Here is a 19,394-nt window from a genome sequence, read left to right on the forward strand (position 1 = left end):
CGCGGGATAGGGGAATGCAGGCGCATGATACCCAATGACCGCCTCCGCCAGATCACCGAACGCTTCGAATACCTCGAGGCCCGCATGTCCGCCGGGCTTTCGGGCGATGAATTTGTCACCGTGTCCCGCGAATATGCCGAACTGCGGCCCGTGGTGGACACCGTGCGCGACTACCAATCCCTGATCGACGAAATCGACGGGGCCGAGGCGATGCTGGCCGACCCCGAGATGAAGGTACTGGCCGAGGCCGAATTGCCCGACCTGCGCGCCCGGCTGCCCGAGGCGGAACAGGCGGTCAAACTGGCGCTTCTGCCAAAGGACTCCGCCGATGCCCGCCCCGCGATGATCGAGATCCGGCCCGGCACCGGCGGGGAAGAGGCGGCACTGTTCGCAGGTGACCTTCTGCGCATGTATCAGCGCTACGCCGATGCGCGCGGCTGGAAATTCGAGATCATTGAAGAAGCCCAGACCGAACTTGGTGGCATCAAAGAGGTCGTGGCCCGCGTTGCCGGCGACGGGGTCTTTGCCCGGCTGAAATACGAATCCGGCGTGCACCGGGTGCAGCGGGTGCCCGAGACCGAAAGCGGCGGGCGCATCCACACCTCTGCCGCAACCGTCGCCGTCCTGCCCGAGGCCGAGGACGTGGACATCAAGATCGACGCCAACGATATCCGCATCGACACCATGCGGTCCTCCGGCGCGGGCGGGCAGCACGTGAACACCACCGACTCGGCCGTGCGGATCACCCACCTGCCCAGCGGGATCGTCGTCACCAGCTCCGAGAAATCCCAGCACCGCAACCGCGAGATCGCGATGCAGGTTCTGAAAACCCGGCTGTATGACATGGAACGGCAGCGGGTGGACAGCGAACGCTCCGCTAACCGCAAAAGCCAGGTCGGATCGGGCGACCGGTCCGAACGCATCCGCACCTACAACTTCCCCCAAGGCCGGATGACCGACCACCGGATCAACCTGACGCTCTATAAGCTGGATCAGGTGATGCAGGGCGATCTGGACGAGGTGATCGACGCGCTGATTCAGGACGCGCAGGCCACCCTTCTGGCCGAGATGGACGGATGAACCTGACGGTTCAGGACGGGCTGACCGCGCTGACCGCAAAACTGGCCGCAGGGGGCATCGACGGGGCCGGGCGCGAGGCGCGGTTGATCCTGTCCCATATTCTGGACACCACACCTGACCGCATGTCGCTGATCGCGCGTGATCCGCTGGCCTCCGACCTTCTGGACCGGGCGCTTGGTCTGGCCACGCGTCGGGCGGGCGGCACCCCGATGAGCCACATTCTGGGGCACCGCGACTTCTGGGGCCGCCGGTTCGAAGTGACAGCGGATGTGCTGGACCCACGGCCCGAAACCGAAACCCTGATCGCCGCCGCGCTCGCCGTTCCCTTCGCCTCGGTCCTCGACCTTGGCACCGGGTCGGGCTGCATCCTGTTGACGCTTCTGGCCGAACGGCTGCCAGCGCGGGGCTTGGGGGCGGACCTTTCTGACGCGGCCCTTGCCGTGGCCCGGCGCAATGCCGCCGCGCTGGGCGTCGCGGACAGGGCCAGGCTGATCCGTTCTGATTGGTTCGCCGAGATCTCCGGCAGCTTCGACCTGATCGTATCGAACCCGCCTTATATCGCGGCCGAAGAAATGCCTGCGCTCGCCCCGGAATTGTCCTTTGAACCCCGCATGGCCCTGACGGATGAGCGGGACGGGCTGACCGCCTACCGCGCCATCACGGCCGGGGCAGGGGCACATCTGACCCCCGGCGGGCGGCTGATGGTCGAAATCGGCTGGCAGCAGGGGGCGGCGGTGGCCGAGCTGTTCCAACAGGCCGGGCTGAGCGGGGTGCAGATTCTCCCCGACCTCGACGGGCGGGACCGGGTCGTTTCCGGGCAACACCCGGGCTGATTCCCGCTGATTTGGGGGAAATGCAGCGCACACCCGCGTGAAAAACGTGATTTCGGGCCTGAATCCCCTTGCCGGGCCGGGGTTTAGGTGTTTAATCGGGGCTATCGGCAGGGACGCGGGCCTTTCGGCCTCCCCCCGATATTACGCCAGACAAGAGATGGGCACATCAGCGGCGCCACGGGGCGCCAGCGGCCCGAAGCGCAAATTTCACGCAGCTGAACGAAAGAACGTTCATGAGATCTTCCAAATCACGGTCGCGGAACAAGAACCGCAACAATCGGCCTTCGGGCGGCAATATCATCAACCGGGTTTTCGACAGCTCTGGCCCCGATGGCAAGGTGCGCGGCACGCCGCAGCAGATCATCGACAAGTACAACCAGCTGCACCGCGACGCCCAGCTTTCGGGCGACCGGGTCGCGGCGGAAAACTTCGCCCAGCACGCGGAACACTACACCCGGTTGCTGGCCGAGGCGCAGCGCGAGGTCGACAAGGCTCGCGAGGAACAGGAAGAAGCCAACCGCCAGCGGCAGGCTGAACGGGACCGGGAACGGGCCGAACGGCTGAAGGCGCAGGAAGAGGCGGCGAACGGTCCGGCGTCGGACGATGCGACCGCCCCGGCCGAAGCTGACAACGGTCTGGTCGAGACCCCGGAAAACCGCGTGGAAGAGGCCCCCAAGCCCAAGAAACCGCGCCGCCCGCGCAAGCCCAAGGCGGCAGAGGGCGAAGGGTCTGCGGACAATACGCCCAGCGAAGCCGCGGAATAACGCGATTGGAAATGAAGCAAAGGCCCGGACACTTCCGGGCCTTTTTCGTTGTCGCTACGACCGGCCGCGCCCACCTTCGCGCAGCCATGCCCCGACGATCAGCAGCCCGGCCAGACACAGGAACAGCCAGGCGGGGACCAGCGGCGTGATCCGCACCTCGGCGGTCTGGTAGGCCCCGCGCGGGGTAATCCCGAACCAGCCCCGGCCGGCGGCCGGTCGGCCCGGGCGCACGCTGCGCAGGTCCGGCGCGCCGTCTTCCATGCGCAGCACTCCGCCATTCGTCGCCTCGACCATCGGGGTCAGAAGGGCGGCATCGGCGATGGTTTCCTCGAATTCCCGCGGCGCCGCGGGGCCAAGCGCGATCACCGCCTCCCGGTCGCCTTCGCGAAGGCGGTACAGCCCCACCTCGGGCGCCTCCCAAAGGGTTTCGAACCGGCCTGGCGAAACCTGGTCCAGCGGCACGAGCGTTTCCGTCCCGTCGGGGTGGGTCACGGTGACATCGCCTGCCCCGTCGCCCAGCGTGCGCCGGATGATTCGCATGGTCTGCCCGGCGGGTTCCGCCCACAGCGCCTCTTCCTCCAGCTCCGGTTCCTTCATCATCCAATGGGCCAGCCGCCGCAGCAGTTCCAACTGCGGGCCGCCGCCTTCGAACCCCCGGTCCCACAGCCAAGAATGGTCCGAGGTCAGAAGCGCGACCCGGCCCTCACCCACCCTGTTGAGCAGCAACAGCGGGCGGCCATCCGGGCCCTGCATGACCACATCGGCCTCGGGCGCGGGGAACACGTCGATCAGGCGGAACCAGCGGCCCCAGCCGGGCAGCCCGTCCGCCCCGGGCGCGGGGCCGAAATCCTCCAGCCCCTCGGTCACCGGGTGGCGCTGGCCAAGGTCGGTCAGGTCGGGCGTGAACCCTTCCTCGAACAGCCGCGCTGTGGGCGCGCCGGGCAGCACCGCGCCAAGGGGCGAGCGATAGATGCTTTCCGCCCCGCCATATTCCGGCCCGGAGGAGATCAGAACCGCGCCGCCGGTCTCTACGTAATTGCGGATGTTTTCCAGATAGCTGGACGGCAGGATGCCGCGCCGCCGGTAGCGGTCAAAGATGATCAGGTCGAACTCGTCGATCTTTTCCAGAAACAGCTCGCGCGTGGGGAAGGCGATCAGCGACAGCTCGTTCACCGGCACCCCGTCCTGTTTCTCGGGCGGGCGCAGGATGGTGAAATGCACCAGATCGACCGAGGCATCGGATTTCAGCAGATTGCGCCATGTGCGTTCGCCCGGATGCGGTTCGCCCGACACCAGAAGCACGCGCAGCCGGTCGCGCACCCCGTTGATCTGAACCACGGCGGCATTGTTGCGGTCGGTCAATTCGCCCGCGACGACCGGCGTGTTGAATTGCAGCACGTTCATCCCGCCATGGGGCAGGGTCAGGGGCAATTCCACATCCTGCCCGGTGGGAATCTCGAACTCCATTGGCAGGCCGCCGTCGATGGCGATGGACAGGGGCGCAAGGGCGGCCGCCGGGGCCGCGCCCTGATCCTCGATCCGCAGGGTCAGGGTGATCTGTTCGCCCAGCACGGCAAAGGCCGGGGCGTTCTTGACGATCAGCCGCCGGTCCCAGTCGCCCGCCTGCCCGGACAGCAACAGGTGCACCGGCGCGGGCACGCCGGGCGCCTGTTCAATGTCATGCACCCGCCCATCCGACAGGATCACCACGCCCGCGATCCGGCCCTGCGGTTCTTCGGTCAGGGCCTCGGTCAGGGCGGACAGCAGGCGGGTGCCCTCGTCGCCCTCGCCATCGCCCAGCCGGATGACCCGAAGTTCGGTATTCTCGCGCGCGGCAACCTCGGCCCGCAGCGCGTCCAGCGCCGCGGCGGTCTGATCGGCGCGGGTGCCGATCCGCTGGCTCGCGCTTTCGTCTACCACGGCGATGACGATATCGGACAGGGGTTGCCGGTCTTCCTGCTGCAGCGAGGGATTGGCGATGGCCACCAGCAGCGCAATCGCCGCCAACCCGCGCAGCCACCAGCCAGGCAGCCGCCGCCAGATCGCCAGCGTGGTCCCAGCAAAGGACACACCGGCCGCGACATATAGCAGCCAAAGCGGCAGAAGCGGATCAAGAACCACGGTCCCCGTCATTGGCCCAGCCTGTCCAGCAGGTCAGGCACATGCACCTGATCGGATTTATAATTCCCGGTCAGCACATGCATGATCAGGTTCACCCCGAACCGCATCGCAAACTCCCGCTGCCGTTCGCCCGCGCTGCCGCGCCCCACGGGGTACAGCGGGACGCCCGTTTCATCCGTCGCCCAGGCCGAAGCCCAGTCGTTGCCGCCGATGACAACCGGCGTCACCCCATCGTTCAGATCGCGGAACGGCATCCCTTCGGCGGCCTCCGCGTCGGGCGGGGCGGCCTCGACCCACAATTCGCGGCCCACATAACGGCCGGGGAAATCCTGCAGCAGATAGAAGGTCCGGGTCAGAACATGGTCCGAGGGGATCGGCTCCAGCGCCGGCACATCCAGCCCCAGCGCAATGGCCTGCAGCTTGCGCCCCTCCGGCGTGCCGCTGCCAAAGCCAGCGCGGTCGGCGTCGCGGGTGTCGAACAGGATCATCCCGCCGGACCGCAGATAACGGTTCAGCTTGTCATAGGCCGCGCGCGACGGCATCGGCTGGTCTGCCGTGACGGGCCAGTAGAGGAAGGGAAAGAAGGCCAGTTCGTCCCGTTCGATATCCACGCCAATCGGCATCGCCGGCTCGATCGAGGTGCGCTGGTACAGCGTGCTCGACAACCCATACAGACCCGCCGCCGCCCGGTCGTCCACCGACCTGTCGCCGGTCAGAACATGGGCCAGAACGACATCGCGGGTGGCGGCGATGGCAAAGGCGTCCAACTCGGCGTCCTGCGCGCGGGGCGCGTCCGGCTGGACCATCAACAGCCCCGCCAGCAGGGCCGCCACCACATTGCCGCGCGGCCCGCGCAGCTTGCCCGACAGCCACAACGCGGCAAGGACATCCGCCAAAAGAAGCGCCAGCGCCGCGCCCAAGAGCCAGCCTTTCAGCGCCAGTTCACGTGCCACGGTCAGCCCCTCGACCGGGATACGGGCGGGCCATGCGGCGGGCGACAGGGTGCTGTCGGCCCCCATGACATTGACCGCGATGCGCCGGTCCTCGCCCGCATAAAGGCCGGGCGGCAGGTCCGCTCCGGGGGTCGCCTCGGCCAGCCGGGCGCCGGGAACGCCGGGCAATGTGTCCACCTCGTCCAACCGGCCTTCGGCGGTCAGCAGCACCTCGGGCAACCATGTGGTGCCCTCCAGTTCCGCCGCGTCCGGCCGGGCCGGACGGGTCGAGACGGCCAGCCGTTCCAGCATCTGCACGAACAGGCCCGACAAGGGCAGCGACGACCATTCGGCATTGGCGGTGACGTGGTAGAGAACGATCTGCCCTTCGCCCATTGCCTTGCGGGTCACCAGCGGCGTGCCATCGGCCAATTGTGCGATCACTCGTTCGGCCAGCGTAGGGTCGGGCTGGGCCATGACCTGCGTCGTGACCGTCACGTCACCCGGAACCGCCAGACCGAAAAAGGGTGACGTCTCGGCAAAGGGGGCCAGCGCCTTGGGGTCGCCCCAACTCATCGCGCCGCCGATACTGCGGCCCCCGGCGCGCAGCCGCACCGGCATCAGCGGGTCTTCCTCGGCGCGGCTCACGTCGCTGGCGGCAAGGCGCGGCCCGGCAAAGCGCAACAGCAGCCCGCCATTGTCCACCCAATCCGACAGGTCCTCGGTCTCCGACGGTGACAGGGCGGCCACATCGGCAAGGATGATCACATCCGGGTTCGCGGGCAGGATATCGGCGAGGGGCCCTTCCAGCAGGTCGGCGGTCGGGGCCAGCGCCTCGCGCAGGTAGTGCAGCGGCGACAAAAGGTCGAGCGTTTCATCCGCCCCGCCGCCCGCGATCATCGCCACCTCGCGGCGACGCAGGCTGTCGTCGGTCAGGGTCACGGCCCCGGCCGACCGCAGGCCGGTCAGTTCAAACCGGGTGACGCGGTTGCGCAATTCGGGTGGCAGCGACAGGGCCAGATCGGCCACTGGTTCGCCCGCCTCGAATGTGAAACTCGCCGTGGCCAACTGCCGTTCAACGCCTGCCGGGTCCAGCCCGACGGCGGCCACGCCGACCTCGCGTGCGTCGCCCACCGGGGTGCGCACCGCCTGAAGCGCCACGGCCCCGTCGGCATAGCTGGCAGGGCGCAGGGCGATTGTCTGGCGCGGGCTTTGGAACACGGTGACCGGCCCGCGATCTTCCAGCGCCTGCAACAGCGGCGCGCGGCCCGCACGGTCCAGCCCGTCGGACAGCCAATAGGTCTCGAACCCGCCCGACAGGGTGCCCGCGAATGCGGCCAGATCGGCCTCGGACGGTTCCCACGGGCGCGGCGACAGGTTCGGCAGCCGGGCAATGGCCGCATCGGCGGATTGGAACAGCGGGCCATCGGGCGGCAGATCGGTCAGCGTGGTGAGGGCCACCGCGCGGCCCGCCGCGCCCGCCTCGGTCAACAGCGCCTCGATCCGGTCCACCCGGGCGGTCCAGTCGCGGGCATCGGCCCATGTGCCGTCCGCCACGATCAGCAACGGCCCGGACCCGGCCCGGTCCGCCTGCGGGTTCAGCACCGGCCCGGCAAAGCCAAGGATCACCGCCGCCACCGCCAGAATGCGCAGCAAAAGCAGCCACCACGGCGTCCGGTCGGTCTGCGCCTCGTCATCGGTCAGGCCCAGCAACAGCGCGACACCGGGAAACCGGCGGCGGATCGGGGCAGGGGGCACGGCCCGCAGCAAAAGCCACAGGATCGGCAGCACGATCAGCCCCAGAAGCAGCCAGGGCGCGGAAAACGCTATCGGGCCAAGGGTCCACATCAGCCGCGCCGCTCCAGCCCGCGATAAAGCCATTGCAGCGCGCCCGCCGCCGGATCGCCCGTGTGATGGGTGGAATAGAGCCAGCCTGTGGTGCGGGCCAGCCCCGCCAGCCGGTCCTTGCGTTCCGCCAGCCGGTCAAGATAGCGGGCGCGCAACTCGCCCGCCTTCAGGGTCTCATGGGTCACGCCGCCGCCCATGCTTTCGAAAATCGTGCGCCCGTCGTAGGGAAACGCCTCCTCCGCCGGGTCGAGCACCTGCAGGATCACCCCGTGCACGTCCCGGTCGGCGGCCCGCAGCAGCGCCTCTTCGGCGGCATCCATATTGCCCATGAAATCGGACATGAACACCGCGCGGCTATGCGCCAACATCCCTTCGGTTTCCGGCTGGCCGTAATCGGTGGGGGCGTCTTCCGCCAGACGGTCGGCCATGCGGGCGATTTGGGCCGTGCCCCTGCGCGGCGGCAGGCGCAGTCCGGTCAGCCCCACCCGTTCACCGCCCCGGATCAGCAGGATCGTCGCGGCTAGCGCCAGCAGGCGGGCGCGGTCGGCCTTGGTCGGGCCACCCTTGACCGACCCGAACGACATCGACGCCGCCAGATCGACCCAGAAGACCACGCTTTGCGCGACCTGCCATTCCTTGTCCTGCACGAAGGCTGCGTCGGACCGGGCCGACCGGCGCCAGTCGATGGACCTTGCATCGTCAAAGGGCATCGCCGGGCGGTATTGCCAGAAATCATCGCCCAATCCCGCGCGCCGGCGCCCGTGATCGCCAAGGATCACGGTCGTCGCCAGATGTTCGGCAGCGGCCAGAAGCGGCGGCAGCGGGGCGGCAAGCGCCTCTGCCCCGGCCCGCAGGGTGGCGGGGGCGTCGGTCACGCGGCGGCCTCGACCTTCGTGATGCGGGCCGCGACCTCGGCGATGACATCGGGCAGGGTGACGCCCCGGGCGCGGGCGGCAAAAGACAGCGCCATCCGGTGCGACAGGACCGGCGCGGCAAGGCGGCGGACGTCTTCGGGCGAGGGGGCAAGGCGGCCATCCAGAAGCGCCTCGGCCCGGACGGTCAGCATCAGCGCCTGCGCCGCGCGGGGGCCGGGACCCCAACTGACGTTCTGGCGGACGATCTCGGGGGCGTCGGCATCGGGGCGGCAGGCGCGGACCAGATCAAGGATCATCTCGACGATGCTGTCACCCACCGGCATACGGCGCAGCAGGGTCTGCGCGGCGATCAGCTCGGCAGCGGTAAAGACAGGCTCGGCCGCGGCCTCCTCGACACCTGTGGTGGCCAGCAGAATATCGCGTTCCGTGGCGCGGTCGGGGTAGGGCACGTCGATCTGGACAAGGAAACGGTCCAGCTGCGCTTCGGGCAGGGGATAGGTGCCTTCCTGTTCAATCGGGTTCTGGGTGGCCAGCACATGAAACGGCGCGCCAAGGGGGCGGTGTTCGCCGGCAATGGTCACCTCGCGTTCCTGCATCGCCTGCAACAGGGCGGACTGGGTGCGCGGGCTGGCGCGGTTGATCTCGTCCGCCATTAGCAACTGGCAGAAAATCGGTCCTTCGATGAACCGGAACGCGCGGCTGCCGTCCTTGCCGGTCTCCAGCACCTCGGACCCAAGGATATCGGCGGGCATCAGGTCGGGCGTGAACTGGATGCGGTTGCCGTCAAGGCCCATCACGGTCGACAGCGTATCCACCAGACGGGTTTTTCCCAGCCCCGGCAGGCCGATCAGCAGGGCATGGCCCCCCGACACCAGCGCCGACAGGGTCAGGTCCACCACCCGGTCCTGCCCGATAAAGCGCCGCCCGATCGAGGCCCGCGCCGCGCCCAGTTTTTCGCCAAGCGCTTCGATCCCGGCCACCAGATCGTCGGTCCCTGCCATGACAACACCTCCTGCAAATACTATCTTCGGGTCAGACTACAGATATTGCAGCGGACCCCAATGGCAAAAACAACAGGAAGTGAACGAAACCCCGCTTCGGCGGAAAGCCTCGCATCGGCGGCGAAATGGGCGTCGAAAAAGGGGCCCCCGCCGGTGCACCTGTGGAACCCCGAGTTCTGCGGTGATCTGGACATGCGGATCGCCCGGGACGGGACGTGGTTCTACCTTGGAACGCCCATCGGGCGGCACGAGCTGGTCAAGCTGTTTTCGTCGATCATCCGCAAGGATGGCGAGGCTTATTTCCTTGTGACCCCGGTCGAGAAGGTGGGGATCACGGTGGATGACGCCCCCTTTGTCGCAGTGGATTTCAACCGGGTCGGCGACGGGCTGGAGTTCGAAACCAATGTGCAGGACAGGGTCATTGCCGGGCCGGATCACCCGATCCGCGTGGCGCGCGACCCGGACACCGGGGAACCTTCGCCCTATGTGCTGATCCGCCGGAACCTTGAGGCGCTGATCGACCGCAAATCCTTCTACCGGCTGGTCGATCTGGGCGAGGTGGCCGAACAGGACGGGGAAGACTGGTTCGGAGTGCGGTCGCAGGGCGTGTTCTTTCCGATCATCCCGGCGGCAGAGTTGCAAGGATAGGATGTTGGGACCGGGCGGCCAGCCCGGTCCGCGCCCGCCCCGCCCCATCCCTGCGCGGGAACAAGGCCGCAGGCCGCCCGCGCATCGCCTGTCCGTCTCGGCGGGCTGGCGATCTGGCGGAACGTCCGCCCAAGCCAGCCGTCTTTGCGGTGTTGCACGATAAAGCGCTTGGGCCTGTCCGTTTCGTCGCCATCCCACGGGCAGGCGATGCGCGGGCGGAGGCAGGATTGACTGCAACTGCGACTCCGGCTATTTATTGAACAACTGTTCATTTAACGCCCGGAGGCCCCGATGTTCACCGCAACCATGCGATTTGACCTTGGCGAAGATGTGAACGCCCTGCGCGATATGGTGCACGGCTGGGCGCAAGAGCGGGTCAAGCCGCTTGCCGCCGAGATTGACCGGACCAACGACTTCCCCGCGCATCTGTGGACGGAAATGGGCGACCTTGGGCTTCTGGGGATCACCACGCCCGAGGAATACGGCGGGGCCGGGATGTCCTATCTCGCTCATGTGGTCGCGGTCGAGGAAATCGCCCGCGCCTCTGCCTCGGTCAGCCTGTCCTACGGGGCGCATTCCAATCTTTGCGTCAACCAGATCAAGCTGAACGGCACCGAAGAGCAGAAACACAAATACCTGCCCGGCCTGATTTCCGGCCAGCATGTCGGCGCGCTGGCCATGTCCGAGGCCGGGGCCGGGTCCGACGTGGTGTCGATGAAACTGCGGGCGGAAAAGAAGAACGACCGCTTCGTGCTGAACGGCACGAAATTCTGGATCACCAACGGGCCGGACGCCGACACGCTGGTGGTCTATGCCAAGACCGACCCCGACGCCGGGTCCAAGGGGATCACCGCCTTCATTGTGGAAAAGTCGATGAAGGGTTTTTCGACCTCCAAGCATTTCGACAAGCTGGGGATGCGCGGATCGAACACCGCGGAACTGGTGTTCGAGGATGTCGAGGTGCCGTTCGAAAACATCCTTGGCGAAGAGGGCAAGGGCGTGCGGGTGCTGATGTCCGGGCTCGACTACGAACGGGTCGTGCTGTCGGGGATCGGCACCGGCATCATGGCCGCCTGTCTGGACGAGGTGATGCCCTATCTGGCGCAGCGCCAGCAGTTCGGCCAGCCGATTGGAAGCTTCCAGCTGATGCAGGGCAAGATCGCGGACATGTATACCAAGATGAATTCGGCCCGCGCCTATGTCTACGAGGTGGCCAAGGCCTGCGACCGGGGCGAGGTCACACGGGCCGACGCGGCGGCCTGCGTGCTCTACGCCTCGGAAGAGGCGATGACCGTCGCGCATCAGGCGGTGCAGGCCATGGGCGGCATGGGCTTCATGAACGAATCCCCGGTGGCTCGCATCTTCCGCGACGCCAAGCTGATGGAAATCGGCGCGGGCACCTCCGAGATTCGGCGGATGCTGATCGGGCGCGAAATGATGGGGGCGATGGGATGACGCCGCGCGCCGCTCGACCCCGGCCATGCCGGGATCATCGCCCCGCCCGCCGTCCCGCAGAGGTGCCGCATGACTAACCTTCCCCTGACAGGTCGCGCTGGCCACGAAGCGGCGCTCACCCAAGTGGCCGAGGCCGCCCGTCTGGCCGCGCTTGGCGGCGGCGAGAAATCCCGCGCCCGCCATGTGGCCCGGGGCAAGATGCTGCCGCGTGAACGGGTCGCGAACCTGCTCGACCCCGGATCGCCCTTCCTCGAAGTCGGGGCGACGGCGGCGCATGGCATGTATGGCGGCGCGGCCCCCTGTGCCGGGGTCATCGCCGGGATCGGCCTGGTCGAGGGGCGGCAGGTCATGGTGGTGGCCAACGATGCCACCGTGAAGGGCGGTACCTACTACCCGATGACCGTCAAGAAACATCTGCGGGCGCAAGAGATTGCCCAGCAGAACCGGCTGCCTTGCGTCTACCTTGTCGACAGCGGCGGCGCCAACCTGCCCAATCAGGACGAGGTCTTTCCCGACCGCGATCACTTTGGCCGCATCTTCTACAATCAGGCCCAGATGAGCGCCGCTGGCATCCCGCAAATCGCCGTGGTCATGGGGTCGTGTACCGCCGGGGGCGCCTATGTCCCGGCGATGGCCGATGTGTCGATCATCGTGAAGGAACAGGGGACGATTTTCCTCGCCGGTCCGCCGCTGGTGAAGGCCGCGACGGGCGAGGTCGTCAGCGCCGAAGACTTGGGCGGCGGCGACGTGCACACCCGGCTGTCGGGGGTCGCGGACTACCTGGCAGAGGACGACGCGCATGCGCTGGCACTCGCGCGGCGGGCGGTACAAAACGCGCAACCTGCCCCGTCGGAAGTGTACAAACCGGACAATTTCGACGCCCCGGCAAGGCCCATCGACGACCTCTTCGATGTGATCCCTTCGGACCTGCGCACCCCCTATGACATCCGCGAGTTGATCACCCGGATCGTCGACGGATCGCGATTTGACGAGTTCAAGGCGCGGTTCGGGGAAACGCTCGTCACCGGCTTTGCCGAGATCGAGGGCATGGCCTGCGGCATCGTCGCCAACAATGGCGTGCTGTTTTCCGAGGCCGCCCAAAAGGGCGCGCATTTCGTGGAACTGTGCAGCCAGCGCCGTATCCCGTTGATTTTCCTTCAGAACATTACCGGGTTCATGGTCGGGCGGAAGTATGAAAACGAAGGGATCGCGCGGCACGGAGCCAAGATGGTGACCGCCGTGGCAACCACCGCCGTCCCCAAGATCACCATGATCGTCGGCGGATCGTTTGGCGCCGGGAATTATGGAATGTCTGGAAGGGCTTACAGTCCGAATTTCATCTGGTCCTGGCCCACGTCGCGCACCGCCGTAATGGGCGGGGAACAGGCGGCAGGCGTGCTGGCAACCGTTCAGGCCGACGCGGCGGAACGGGCCGGAACGCCGCTTACCGACGACCAGATCGACGCGATAAAATCACCGATTATCAAACAGTTCGAAGAGCAATCTCATCCCCTCTATGCCTCGGCCCGGCTGTGGGATGACGGTGTGATCGACCCGCGCGACAGCCGCAAGGTGCTGGCCCTGTCCTTGCGGGCGGCACTGAATGTGCCGATCCCGGAAACCCGCTTCGGCGTGTTCCGGATGTGAGGGCAGGATGACCGAATTTCCCGACGAAGGACGTTTTGAACGCGGCAAGATGGACCGGCTGACCGGTGCGCAATGGGTGCATGTGACACCCGAAATGGCGCGGGCGCATCCGCAGGGAAACCTGTCGCCAATGCTTTGGATCATCGTGATAATTTTCGTGGGCGCAGCGGGTTTTCAGCTTTGGGAAACGCTCGGCGGGGTGGGACGGTTCAGCTGGGTTGGCGTGGTACTGAAACTGGGTACCGCGATCCTTCTTGTGTTGCGCGCGCCCTATGCGCTGGTGCTGGCGATGGTGCAGTTGATCTTTTCCGTCTTCACGCTGGCGACCTTTCTTGCGGACGGAATCAGCCCCTTTGCAATCGTCGAGCTGATTTTTGTAATATTGGCAGTATCTTACCTGATGGAAGGCGACCGGCCGAACCTGATCTACCGGCACCGGTTCCGCAGCTATCCGAAGGGGGAGTGAATGCGCCCGTCGCCCATCCTGCGCCGTCCCCATGTGCGGGGTCGTGGCACGGTCCGCCGGTTTCGCATGGCGGCGCTGGCCCTTGTCGTGCTTGTCGGGGCCGGGCCGATGGTTCTGGACGCTGCAATCCTGGCGACAAAAGACCAGTCCGGCTGCACCATTCGCGGGGTGGTCGATGGCGACACGGTGCGGCTGACCTGCCCGGATCTGGGCCGGGTGAATGGCCGCATTACCGGGATCGACACGCCGGAACTGCGGGGGAGGTGCCTGTCGGAACGACTTCAGGCATTGCACGCAAAGGCTTGGCTTCATTGGACATTCTGGTCCGCCCGCAGCCTTGAGGCCAAACCCGGCGCACCCGATCTGTATAACCGCCCGCTGACGACGGTCATGATCGATGGCCGCCCGCTGACAGAGATGATCATCGCCGCAGGTCTGGCCCGTCCCTATGACGGGGGCCGCCGGGCAAGCTGGTGTGAAGAGGAACGCTGATGTTTGACAAGATCCTGATCGCAAACCGGGGCGAGATTGCCTGCCGGGTCATAAAAACCGCCCGCGCGATGGGCGTTCGAACCGTGGCCGTCCATTCCGACGCGGACGCCACCGCCCTGCATGTCGAACTGGCGGATGAGGCGATCCATATCGGTCCGTCGCCGGTGTCCGAAAGCTACCTTAAGGGCGATGCGATCATCGCCGCCGCGCTGGCCACCGGGGCAGAGGCGATCCACCCCGGCTATGGCTTCCTGTCGGAAAACCCGGATTTCGTTGAGGCGGTCGCGGCCGCGGGGCTGGTCTTTATCGGCCCGTCGGCCAAGGCGATCCGGGCGATGGGCCTGAAGGACGCGGCCAAGGCGCTGATGGAACGGGCCGGCGTGCCGGTCGTGCCCGGCTATCACGGTCCGGACCAGTCCGATGACCTGCTGGCGGCAGAGGCCGGGCGGATCGGCTATCCGGTGCTGATCAAGGCCGTGGCGGGCGGTGGCGGCAAGGGGATGCGGCTGGTCGAAGACCCCGCCGAATTCGCCGAGGCGTTGGCCAGCGCCCGGGCCGAGGCAAAGACCGCCTTTGGCAACCCCGATGTGCTGATAGAAAAATTCGTGACCCATCCCCGCCACATCGAGGTGCAGGTCTTCGGCGATGGCACCCGAGCCGTGCACCTTTTTGAACGGGACTGTTCGCTGCAACGCCGCCACCAGAAAGTGATCGAGGAGGCCCCCGCGCCGGGCATGACCGAGGAGGTCCGTGCCGCCATGGGTGCCGCTGCTGTCCGCGCGGCCGAGGCGATCGGTTACTCCGGGGCTGGGACGGTGGAATTCATCGTGGATGGGTCCGGCCCGCTGCGCGTCGATGGCTTCTGGTTCATGGAGATGAACACCCGCCTTCAGGTCGAACATCCGGTGACCGAGGCCATCACGGGCGTCGATCTGGTGGAATGGCAATTGCGCGTCGCCGCCGGAGAGCCATTGCCCGCCCGGCAGGAAGATCTGGAAATCAACGGTCATGCGTTCGAGGCGCGGCTGTATGCCGAGGACGTGCCTGCCGGGTTCCTGCCCGCGACGGGGCGGCTGGCGCATCTGGCTTTCCCCGCACAGGTCCGGGCGGACAGCGGCGTGCGGGCGGGGGATGACATCTCGCCCTTTTACGATCCAATGATCGCCAAGGTCATCGTGCATGGCCCCGACCGGGACAGCGCCCTGCGCCGCCTGTCGCGTGGGCTGGCGCACACGCAGGTGGCGGGGACCGTCACCAACCTGTCCTTCCTCAAGGCCCTGGCCGATCATGCGGGATTTGCGGCGGGGCAGGTGGATACCGGGCTGATTGCCCGCGACCTTGCCGACCTGACGCAGGTGGCGGAGGTCACCCCGCAGGTCGTGGCGCAGTCGGCGCTGATCCTGTCGGGCCTGTGGGACGGCGGCGCGCCGACCCGTGGCTTTGCCCTGTGGGCGCCCCTAACCCGGACGGTCAAGACGACCGCGGGGCCGGTCGTTCTTCAGGTCCGGGGGGCGGACAGCGTGCTTGTCTCGGTCGATGGGCTGGTGGTCGAAGCGCTGCGCGACCGGCTGGGCTGGACATTTGACGGGGACCGGGCGGTGCCCTTCGCCCGCCACCCGCGCGGCGTGACCCTGTTTGACGGGGTGGGCCGCGAAATCGGACTGGTGGACCTTTTGGACCGGGGCAGCGCCACCGGTGCTGGCGGCGATGCGGTTCTGGCCCCGATGCCGGGGCTGGTCACGGCCCTGTTCACCACTGTGGGCGCAGAGGTGAAGGAAGGCGACCGGCTGGCCACGCTGGAGGCCATGAAGATGGAGCACACCCTGCGCGCCCCCCGCGACGGGACCGTAGCCCGCATCGGGGCCGAGGCAGGCGGGCAGGTGGAAGCCGGGGCGCCGATCGTGGTATTGGACCCCGAAGGAGAGGTTACATGATCCGTCTGCACCACTGCCACCAGACCCGGTCGATGCGGGTTCTTTGGCTGCTGAATGAACTGGAGGCGGACTTTGAGCTGATGGTCTATCCCTTCGACAAGACCCTGCGCTCGGACGCCTACCTGAGCCTCAGCCCGGCGGGCCGGGTCCCGGCGATCGAGGTGGACGGAGAGGTGATGTTCGAAAGCCTTGCCATCCTTGAATACCTGACCGAACGGTTCCCCGATGCGGGCCTTGGCCGCGCGCCCGGCGACCTTGACCGGGCCGACTTCCTGAACTGGTTGCATTTCGCGGAAACGATCAGCCAGCATTGCGCCGCCCTGACCCAGCAGCACATCATGCTGTACGAGGATCACATGCGGTCGCCGCTAATCATGTCGTTGGAATCACGGCGGCTGGCCAATTGCCTGAAGGCGCTTGAGGGGCGGCTGTCCACCCCTGTCGAGAACCGCGACTACGTTCTGACCAGCGGGTTTTCGGCTGCGGATATCGCGCTGGGGCAGGCCGTTTATATGGCGCGGCACTTCGTCCGGCTGGACCCGTTCCCGGAGGTGGCGAAATGGTATGACCGTATCACTGACCGGCCCGCCTTCCGCGCCTCGATCCCAGACGGTGACGTGCCGCTACTCTATGAACAGGACTTCTATCCGCCGTGGGAGGTGACAGGTGGCTGACCGCATCCGCATCTACGAGGTCGGGCCGCGCGACGGGCTGCAGAACGAACCGGGCGTGATCCCCATGGCCGGGCGGCTGGAGTTGATCCGGGCGCTGGTTGCAGCGGGACTGCGGGATATCGAGGTGGGCAGTTTCGTCTCGCCCCGCTGGGTGCCGCAGATGGCGGGCAGCGCCGAGATTCTGGCCGGGATCGACCTCGGCAACGACGTGAATTTCGCCGCCCTGATTCCCAACATGAAGGGGTGGGAGGCCTATGCCGAGGCCATCGCGCCCTTGCCACGGATTCCGGGCGAGGTGGCGGTATTCATCTCGGCCTCGGAAGGGTTCAGCAAGGCGAATTTGAATTGCTCTGTCGCCGAAAGCCTTGACCGGATCGCGCCGGTTGTGGACGCGGCGCGCGCAGCGGGGGTCACAGTGCGGGGCTATGTGTCTTGCGTGACGGACTGCCCCTTTGACGGGCCGACCGACCCAGCGCTGGTGGCCCGCGCGGTGGCGGGCCTGCGGGCGCTGGCGCCGATGCAGGTGTCGTTGGGTGATACCATCGGTCGGGGCACGCCCGACACCGTCAGCGCCATGCTGGACGCGGTTCTGGCGGTTTGCGGGCCGGGGAATCTTGCCGGGCATTTCCATGACACGACCGGGCTGGCGCTGGCCAATGTCGAGGCGTCAATCGCGGCGGGGCTGCGCACCTTTGACAGTTCGGTGGCGGGGCTGGGCGGTTGCCCCTATGCGCCGGGCGCGCCGGGCAATCTGGACACCGGGGCGCTGGTGGATCGCTGCATGGCGCTGGGGTTCGAGACAGGCGTGGACCGGGCGGCACTGGACCGTGCCGCAGATATTGCACGTGGGCTGAGGGCGGCAGCATGACAGAACAGACGATTTCGGTATCGGTGGATGACCGGGGGGTGGCCCGGCTGACCCTTGCGCGGGCGGAAAAGCACAACGCCATGTCGGCGGAGATGATCGGGGAACTGACGCAGGCCGCCAAACGGCTGGGCACGGACCCGGCGGTGCGTGTGGTGGTTCTGGCCGCCGAGGGGGCCAGTTTTTGCGCCGGGGGCGATCTGGGCTGGATGCGAGATCAGATGCAGGCCGATGCCGCGACCCGCGCACGAGAGGCGACGAAACTGGCGATGATGCTGAAGGCGATCAACGATTGCCCCAAGCCGGTGATCGCGCGGGTGCAGGGCAATGCCTTTGGTGGCGGCGTCGGGCTGATGTCGGTGGCCGATGTGGCGGTGACGGTCGAGGGGGCGAAATTCGGGCTGACGGAAACCCGGCTGGGCCTGATTCCCGCGACCATCGGCCCCTATGTCGTCGCCCGCATGGGCGAGGCGATGGCACGGCGCGTGTTCATGTCCGCCCGGATTTTCGGCGCGGCAGAGGCGGTGACGCTTGGGCTGGCGGCCCGCGCGGTCCCGTCCGAGGCGCTGGACGCCGCGGTCGAGGCAGAGATCGCGCCCTATCTGTCCTGCGCCCCCGGTGCGGTGGCCGAGGCCAAGCGGCTGGCCCTGTCGCTTGGCGGGGCCCCGGACGAGGCCACCATCGCCCGCAGCATTGACGCGCTGGTGACCCGCTGGGAAAGCGCCGAGGCAGAGGCGGGAATCGCGGCCTTCTTCGCCAAGACGCCGGCACCCTGGGCACAGGGCTAGAACACCGCCCGACCTTCGATGCTGGCGAATTCGATCCGGGCCCGGCCCATTTCCTTGGCCCGGTACAGCGCGGCATCGGCAAGCGTCAGCATCTTTTCGATACTGTCGGCGGCCCGCACGGGCGTCGCCCCGACCGATAGGGTGATCTGCACCTCCGTCCCCTCCTTCGGGACCGGAATCTTAACCCCTTCGCAAATACGCTCGCCAACCGCACGGGCCATGTCCGGGGTCGCCTTGGGCAGGAAGACGGCGAATTCCTCGCCTCCGAAGCGACCCACGATATCGCCCGAACGGACCAGTTTGCGCATCCGCCCGGCGATTGCCTGAAGGCACAGGTCGCCAATCGCATGGCCATAGGTATCGTTGATCCGCTTGAAATGGTCGGCATCCACCAGCAGCAGCGCGCCCCCCTGACCGGCGACCGAGGCCATTGATGCCCGTTCAAGGAAATCCCCCCGGTTCGACAGGCCGGTCAGAAGATCGGTGGCCGCCAGATTGGCAAGGCGGCACTGCAGCCGATACTGATGCGACATCACCGCAAGGGCGAAAACCAAGAATGGTGTCGAGACGATCACGGTGACAAGGATCTGGCTGGTCGGGTCGAATCCAGCCTCGGGCCGGACCAGTCGTTCCACGGTCAGATTGACCAGATTGATCGCCAGTTCGAACAAGAGCCATTTCACAACGAAGTCGGGCCACGACTTTGGTGCGACGCGGTTGACGATGCGATGCATGAGGCCAGACGAAGGCATGTATTCGGCTCTTCTACCCGGTGGTGAACAGATGTCCCAGATGTCCGCCAAAACCGTTCACGAATCCCAAATTTCCGGACCTTGATTGCTCACATTGGATTCAAACTGGCGCGAACGGCCGAAAAACCGGGCGCTAGCCTCTCGCCCTTGGTTGACCCTCTACCGCCCGAAGGGTAAAGCCTGACCAAGCCAACATGCGCCGGGCCGGTCTTGCGGCCC

At 66.9% G+C, this 19,394-nt stretch carries 17 protein-coding genes; 12 read left to right on the plus strand and 5 right to left on the minus strand.

What is annotated here, in order from left to right:
* Positions 1 to 24: 24 nt before the first annotated feature.
* The 3 genes from prfA to EU803_RS03625 all read left to right on the plus strand — a co-directional run bounded on the left by prfA (position 25) and on the right by EU803_RS03625 (position 2,677).
* Positions 25 to 1,080 carry a peptide chain release factor 1 gene (gene prfA, locus EU803_RS03615; RefSeq protein ID WP_129679823.1) on the plus strand — a complete coding sequence of 352 codons (1,056 nt, stop codon included), beginning with the start codon at positions 25 to 27 and terminating at the stop codon, positions 1,078 to 1,080.
* Complete coding sequence (gene prmC, locus EU803_RS03620) at positions 1,077 to 1,913, plus strand: peptide chain release factor N(5)-glutamine methyltransferase (RefSeq protein ID WP_129679825.1); 837 nt, start codon at positions 1,077 to 1,079, stop codon at positions 1,911 to 1,913. Before prfA ends, prmC begins: the two co-directional genes overlap by 4 nt.
* 233 nt (positions 1,914 to 2,146) lie before the next feature.
* On the plus strand, positions 2,147 to 2,677 hold the full coding sequence (locus tag EU803_RS03625; protein ID WP_129679827.1) for a DUF4167 domain-containing protein: 531 nt from the start codon (positions 2,147 to 2,149) through the stop codon (positions 2,675 to 2,677).
* Between the two features lie 54 nt (positions 2,678 to 2,731).
* Here EU803_RS03625 and EU803_RS03630 read toward each other — a convergent pair whose 3' ends face one another.
* Genes EU803_RS03630 through EU803_RS03645 form a run of 4 tightly spaced genes read right to left on the minus strand, consistent with a single transcriptional unit; the run spans position 2,732 to position 9,454 of the window.
* The gene (locus EU803_RS03630) at positions 2,732 to 4,810 is read right to left on the minus strand and encodes a hypothetical protein (RefSeq protein WP_129679829.1); all 2,079 of its coding nucleotides are present in this window, start codon (positions 4,808 to 4,810) and stop codon (positions 2,732 to 2,734) included.
* Positions 4,807 to 7,578 (minus strand): DUF4159 domain-containing protein, encoded by a 2,772-nt coding sequence (locus tag EU803_RS03635; protein ID WP_129680174.1) that lies wholly within the window; start codon positions 7,576 to 7,578, stop codon positions 4,807 to 4,809. Before EU803_RS03635 ends, EU803_RS03630 begins: the two co-directional genes overlap by 4 nt.
* Positions 7,578 to 8,453, minus strand: coding sequence for a DUF58 domain-containing protein (locus EU803_RS03640; protein WP_129679831.1), 876 nt, complete (start codon positions 8,451 to 8,453; stop codon positions 7,578 to 7,580). The genes EU803_RS03635 and EU803_RS03640 overlap by 1 nt, the downstream gene beginning before the upstream one ends.
* On the minus strand, positions 8,450 to 9,454 hold the full coding sequence (locus tag EU803_RS03645; RefSeq protein WP_129679833.1) for a MoxR family ATPase: 1,005 nt from the start codon (positions 9,452 to 9,454) through the stop codon (positions 8,450 to 8,452). The genes EU803_RS03640 and EU803_RS03645 overlap by 4 nt, the downstream gene beginning before the upstream one ends.
* Positions 9,455 to 9,514: 60 nt before the next feature.
* Between EU803_RS03645 and EU803_RS03650 the strand changes: the two genes are divergently transcribed.
* The 9 genes from EU803_RS03650 to EU803_RS03690 all read left to right on the plus strand — a co-directional run bounded on the left by EU803_RS03650 (position 9,515) and on the right by EU803_RS03690 (position 18,423).
* Positions 9,515 to 10,102: a DUF1285 domain-containing protein gene (locus EU803_RS03650; RefSeq protein ID WP_129679834.1), complete on the plus strand. Its 588-nt coding sequence runs from the start codon at positions 9,515 to 9,517 to the stop codon at positions 10,100 to 10,102.
* Between the two features lie 291 nt (positions 10,103 to 10,393).
* A complete protein-coding gene (locus EU803_RS03655; RefSeq protein WP_129679836.1) occupies positions 10,394 to 11,557 on the plus strand; it encodes an isovaleryl-CoA dehydrogenase in 1,164 nt (387 codons plus the stop codon).
* A 69-nt stretch (positions 11,558 to 11,626) separates the two neighbouring features.
* Positions 11,627 to 13,204 carry a carboxyl transferase domain-containing protein gene (locus EU803_RS03660; RefSeq protein WP_129679838.1) on the plus strand — a complete coding sequence of 526 codons (1,578 nt, stop codon included), beginning with the start codon at positions 11,627 to 11,629 and terminating at the stop codon, positions 13,202 to 13,204.
* A 7-nt stretch (positions 13,205 to 13,211) separates the two neighbouring features.
* Positions 13,212 to 13,670 carry a hypothetical protein gene (locus EU803_RS03665; protein ID WP_129679840.1) on the plus strand — a complete coding sequence of 153 codons (459 nt, stop codon included), beginning with the start codon at positions 13,212 to 13,214 and terminating at the stop codon, positions 13,668 to 13,670.
* A complete protein-coding gene (locus EU803_RS03670; RefSeq protein ID WP_129679842.1) occupies positions 13,671 to 14,162 on the plus strand; it encodes a thermonuclease family protein in 492 nt (163 codons plus the stop codon).
* Entirely contained in the window at positions 14,162 to 16,096 is a 1,935-nt protein-coding gene (locus tag EU803_RS03675; RefSeq protein ID WP_129679843.1) for an acetyl/propionyl/methylcrotonyl-CoA carboxylase subunit alpha, read from the plus strand. Before EU803_RS03670 ends, EU803_RS03675 begins: the two co-directional genes overlap by 1 nt.
* Positions 16,093 to 16,770: a glutathione S-transferase family protein gene (locus EU803_RS03680; RefSeq protein ID WP_129679845.1), complete on the plus strand. Its 678-nt coding sequence runs from the start codon at positions 16,093 to 16,095 to the stop codon at positions 16,768 to 16,770. Before EU803_RS03675 ends, EU803_RS03680 begins: the two co-directional genes overlap by 4 nt.
* Positions 16,763 to 17,638 (plus strand): hydroxymethylglutaryl-CoA lyase, encoded by an 876-nt coding sequence (locus tag EU803_RS03685; protein WP_129679847.1) that lies wholly within the window; start codon positions 16,763 to 16,765, stop codon positions 17,636 to 17,638. The genes EU803_RS03680 and EU803_RS03685 overlap by 8 nt, the downstream gene beginning before the upstream one ends.
* Positions 17,635 to 18,423 carry a crotonase/enoyl-CoA hydratase family protein gene (locus tag EU803_RS03690; protein WP_129679849.1) on the plus strand — a complete coding sequence of 263 codons (789 nt, stop codon included), beginning with the start codon at positions 17,635 to 17,637 and terminating at the stop codon, positions 18,421 to 18,423. Before EU803_RS03685 ends, EU803_RS03690 begins: the two co-directional genes overlap by 4 nt.
* On the opposite strand, the gene EU803_RS03695 is transcribed toward EU803_RS03690, so the two are convergent.
* The gene (locus EU803_RS03695) at positions 18,420 to 19,157 is read right to left on the minus strand and encodes a GGDEF domain-containing protein (RefSeq protein WP_165352765.1); all 738 of its coding nucleotides are present in this window, start codon (positions 19,155 to 19,157) and stop codon (positions 18,420 to 18,422) included. The two genes, EU803_RS03690 and EU803_RS03695, sit on opposite strands and share 4 nt — an antisense overlap.
* Positions 19,158 to 19,394 lie beyond the last annotated feature (237 nt).

It is taken from the genome of Loktanella sp. IMCC34160, from assembly GCF_004145845.1.
In the GTDB taxonomy this organism is placed as follows: Bacteria; Pseudomonadota; Alphaproteobacteria; order Rhodobacterales; family Rhodobacteraceae; genus SELP01.

Excerpts from the sequence above, each read along its gene's own strand:
- EU803_RS03695 (WP_165352765.1), bottom strand. The coding sequence starts at position 19,157 with ATGCATCGCATCGTCAACCGCGTCGCACCAAAGTCGTGGCCCGACTTC.
- EU803_RS03650 (WP_129679834.1), top strand. The coding sequence starts at position 9,515 with ATGGCAAAAACAACAGGAAGTGAACGAAACCCCGCTTCGGCGGAAAGC.
- EU803_RS03660 (WP_129679838.1), top strand. The coding sequence starts at position 11,627 with ATGACTAACCTTCCCCTGACAGGTCGCGCTGGCCACGAAGCGGCGCTC.
- prmC (WP_129679825.1), top strand. The coding sequence starts at position 1,077 with ATGAACCTGACGGTTCAGGACGGGCTGACCGCGCTGACCGCAAAACTG.
- EU803_RS03630 (WP_129679829.1), bottom strand. The coding sequence starts at position 4,810 with ATGACGGGGACCGTGGTTCTTGATCCGCTTCTGCCGCTTTGGCTGCTA.
- EU803_RS03670 (WP_129679842.1), top strand. The coding sequence starts at position 13,671 with ATGCGCCCGTCGCCCATCCTGCGCCGTCCCCATGTGCGGGGTCGTGGC.
- EU803_RS03655 (WP_129679836.1), top strand. The coding sequence starts at position 10,394 with ATGTTCACCGCAACCATGCGATTTGACCTTGGCGAAGATGTGAACGCC.
- EU803_RS03680 (WP_129679845.1), top strand. The coding sequence starts at position 16,093 with ATGATCCGTCTGCACCACTGCCACCAGACCCGGTCGATGCGGGTTCTT.
- prfA (WP_129679823.1), top strand. The coding sequence starts at position 25 with ATGATACCCAATGACCGCCTCCGCCAGATCACCGAACGCTTCGAATAC.
- EU803_RS03625 (WP_129679827.1), top strand. The coding sequence starts at position 2,147 with ATGAGATCTTCCAAATCACGGTCGCGGAACAAGAACCGCAACAATCGG.
- EU803_RS03665 (WP_129679840.1), top strand. The coding sequence starts at position 13,212 with ATGACCGAATTTCCCGACGAAGGACGTTTTGAACGCGGCAAGATGGAC.
- EU803_RS03675 (WP_129679843.1), top strand. The coding sequence starts at position 14,162 with ATGTTTGACAAGATCCTGATCGCAAACCGGGGCGAGATTGCCTGCCGG.
- EU803_RS03635 (WP_129680174.1), bottom strand. The coding sequence starts at position 7,578 with ATGTGGACCCTTGGCCCGATAGCGTTTTCCGCGCCCTGGCTGCTTCTG.
- EU803_RS03690 (WP_129679849.1), top strand. The coding sequence starts at position 17,635 with ATGACAGAACAGACGATTTCGGTATCGGTGGATGACCGGGGGGTGGCC.
- EU803_RS03645 (WP_129679833.1), bottom strand. The coding sequence starts at position 9,454 with ATGGCAGGGACCGACGATCTGGTGGCCGGGATCGAAGCGCTTGGCGAA.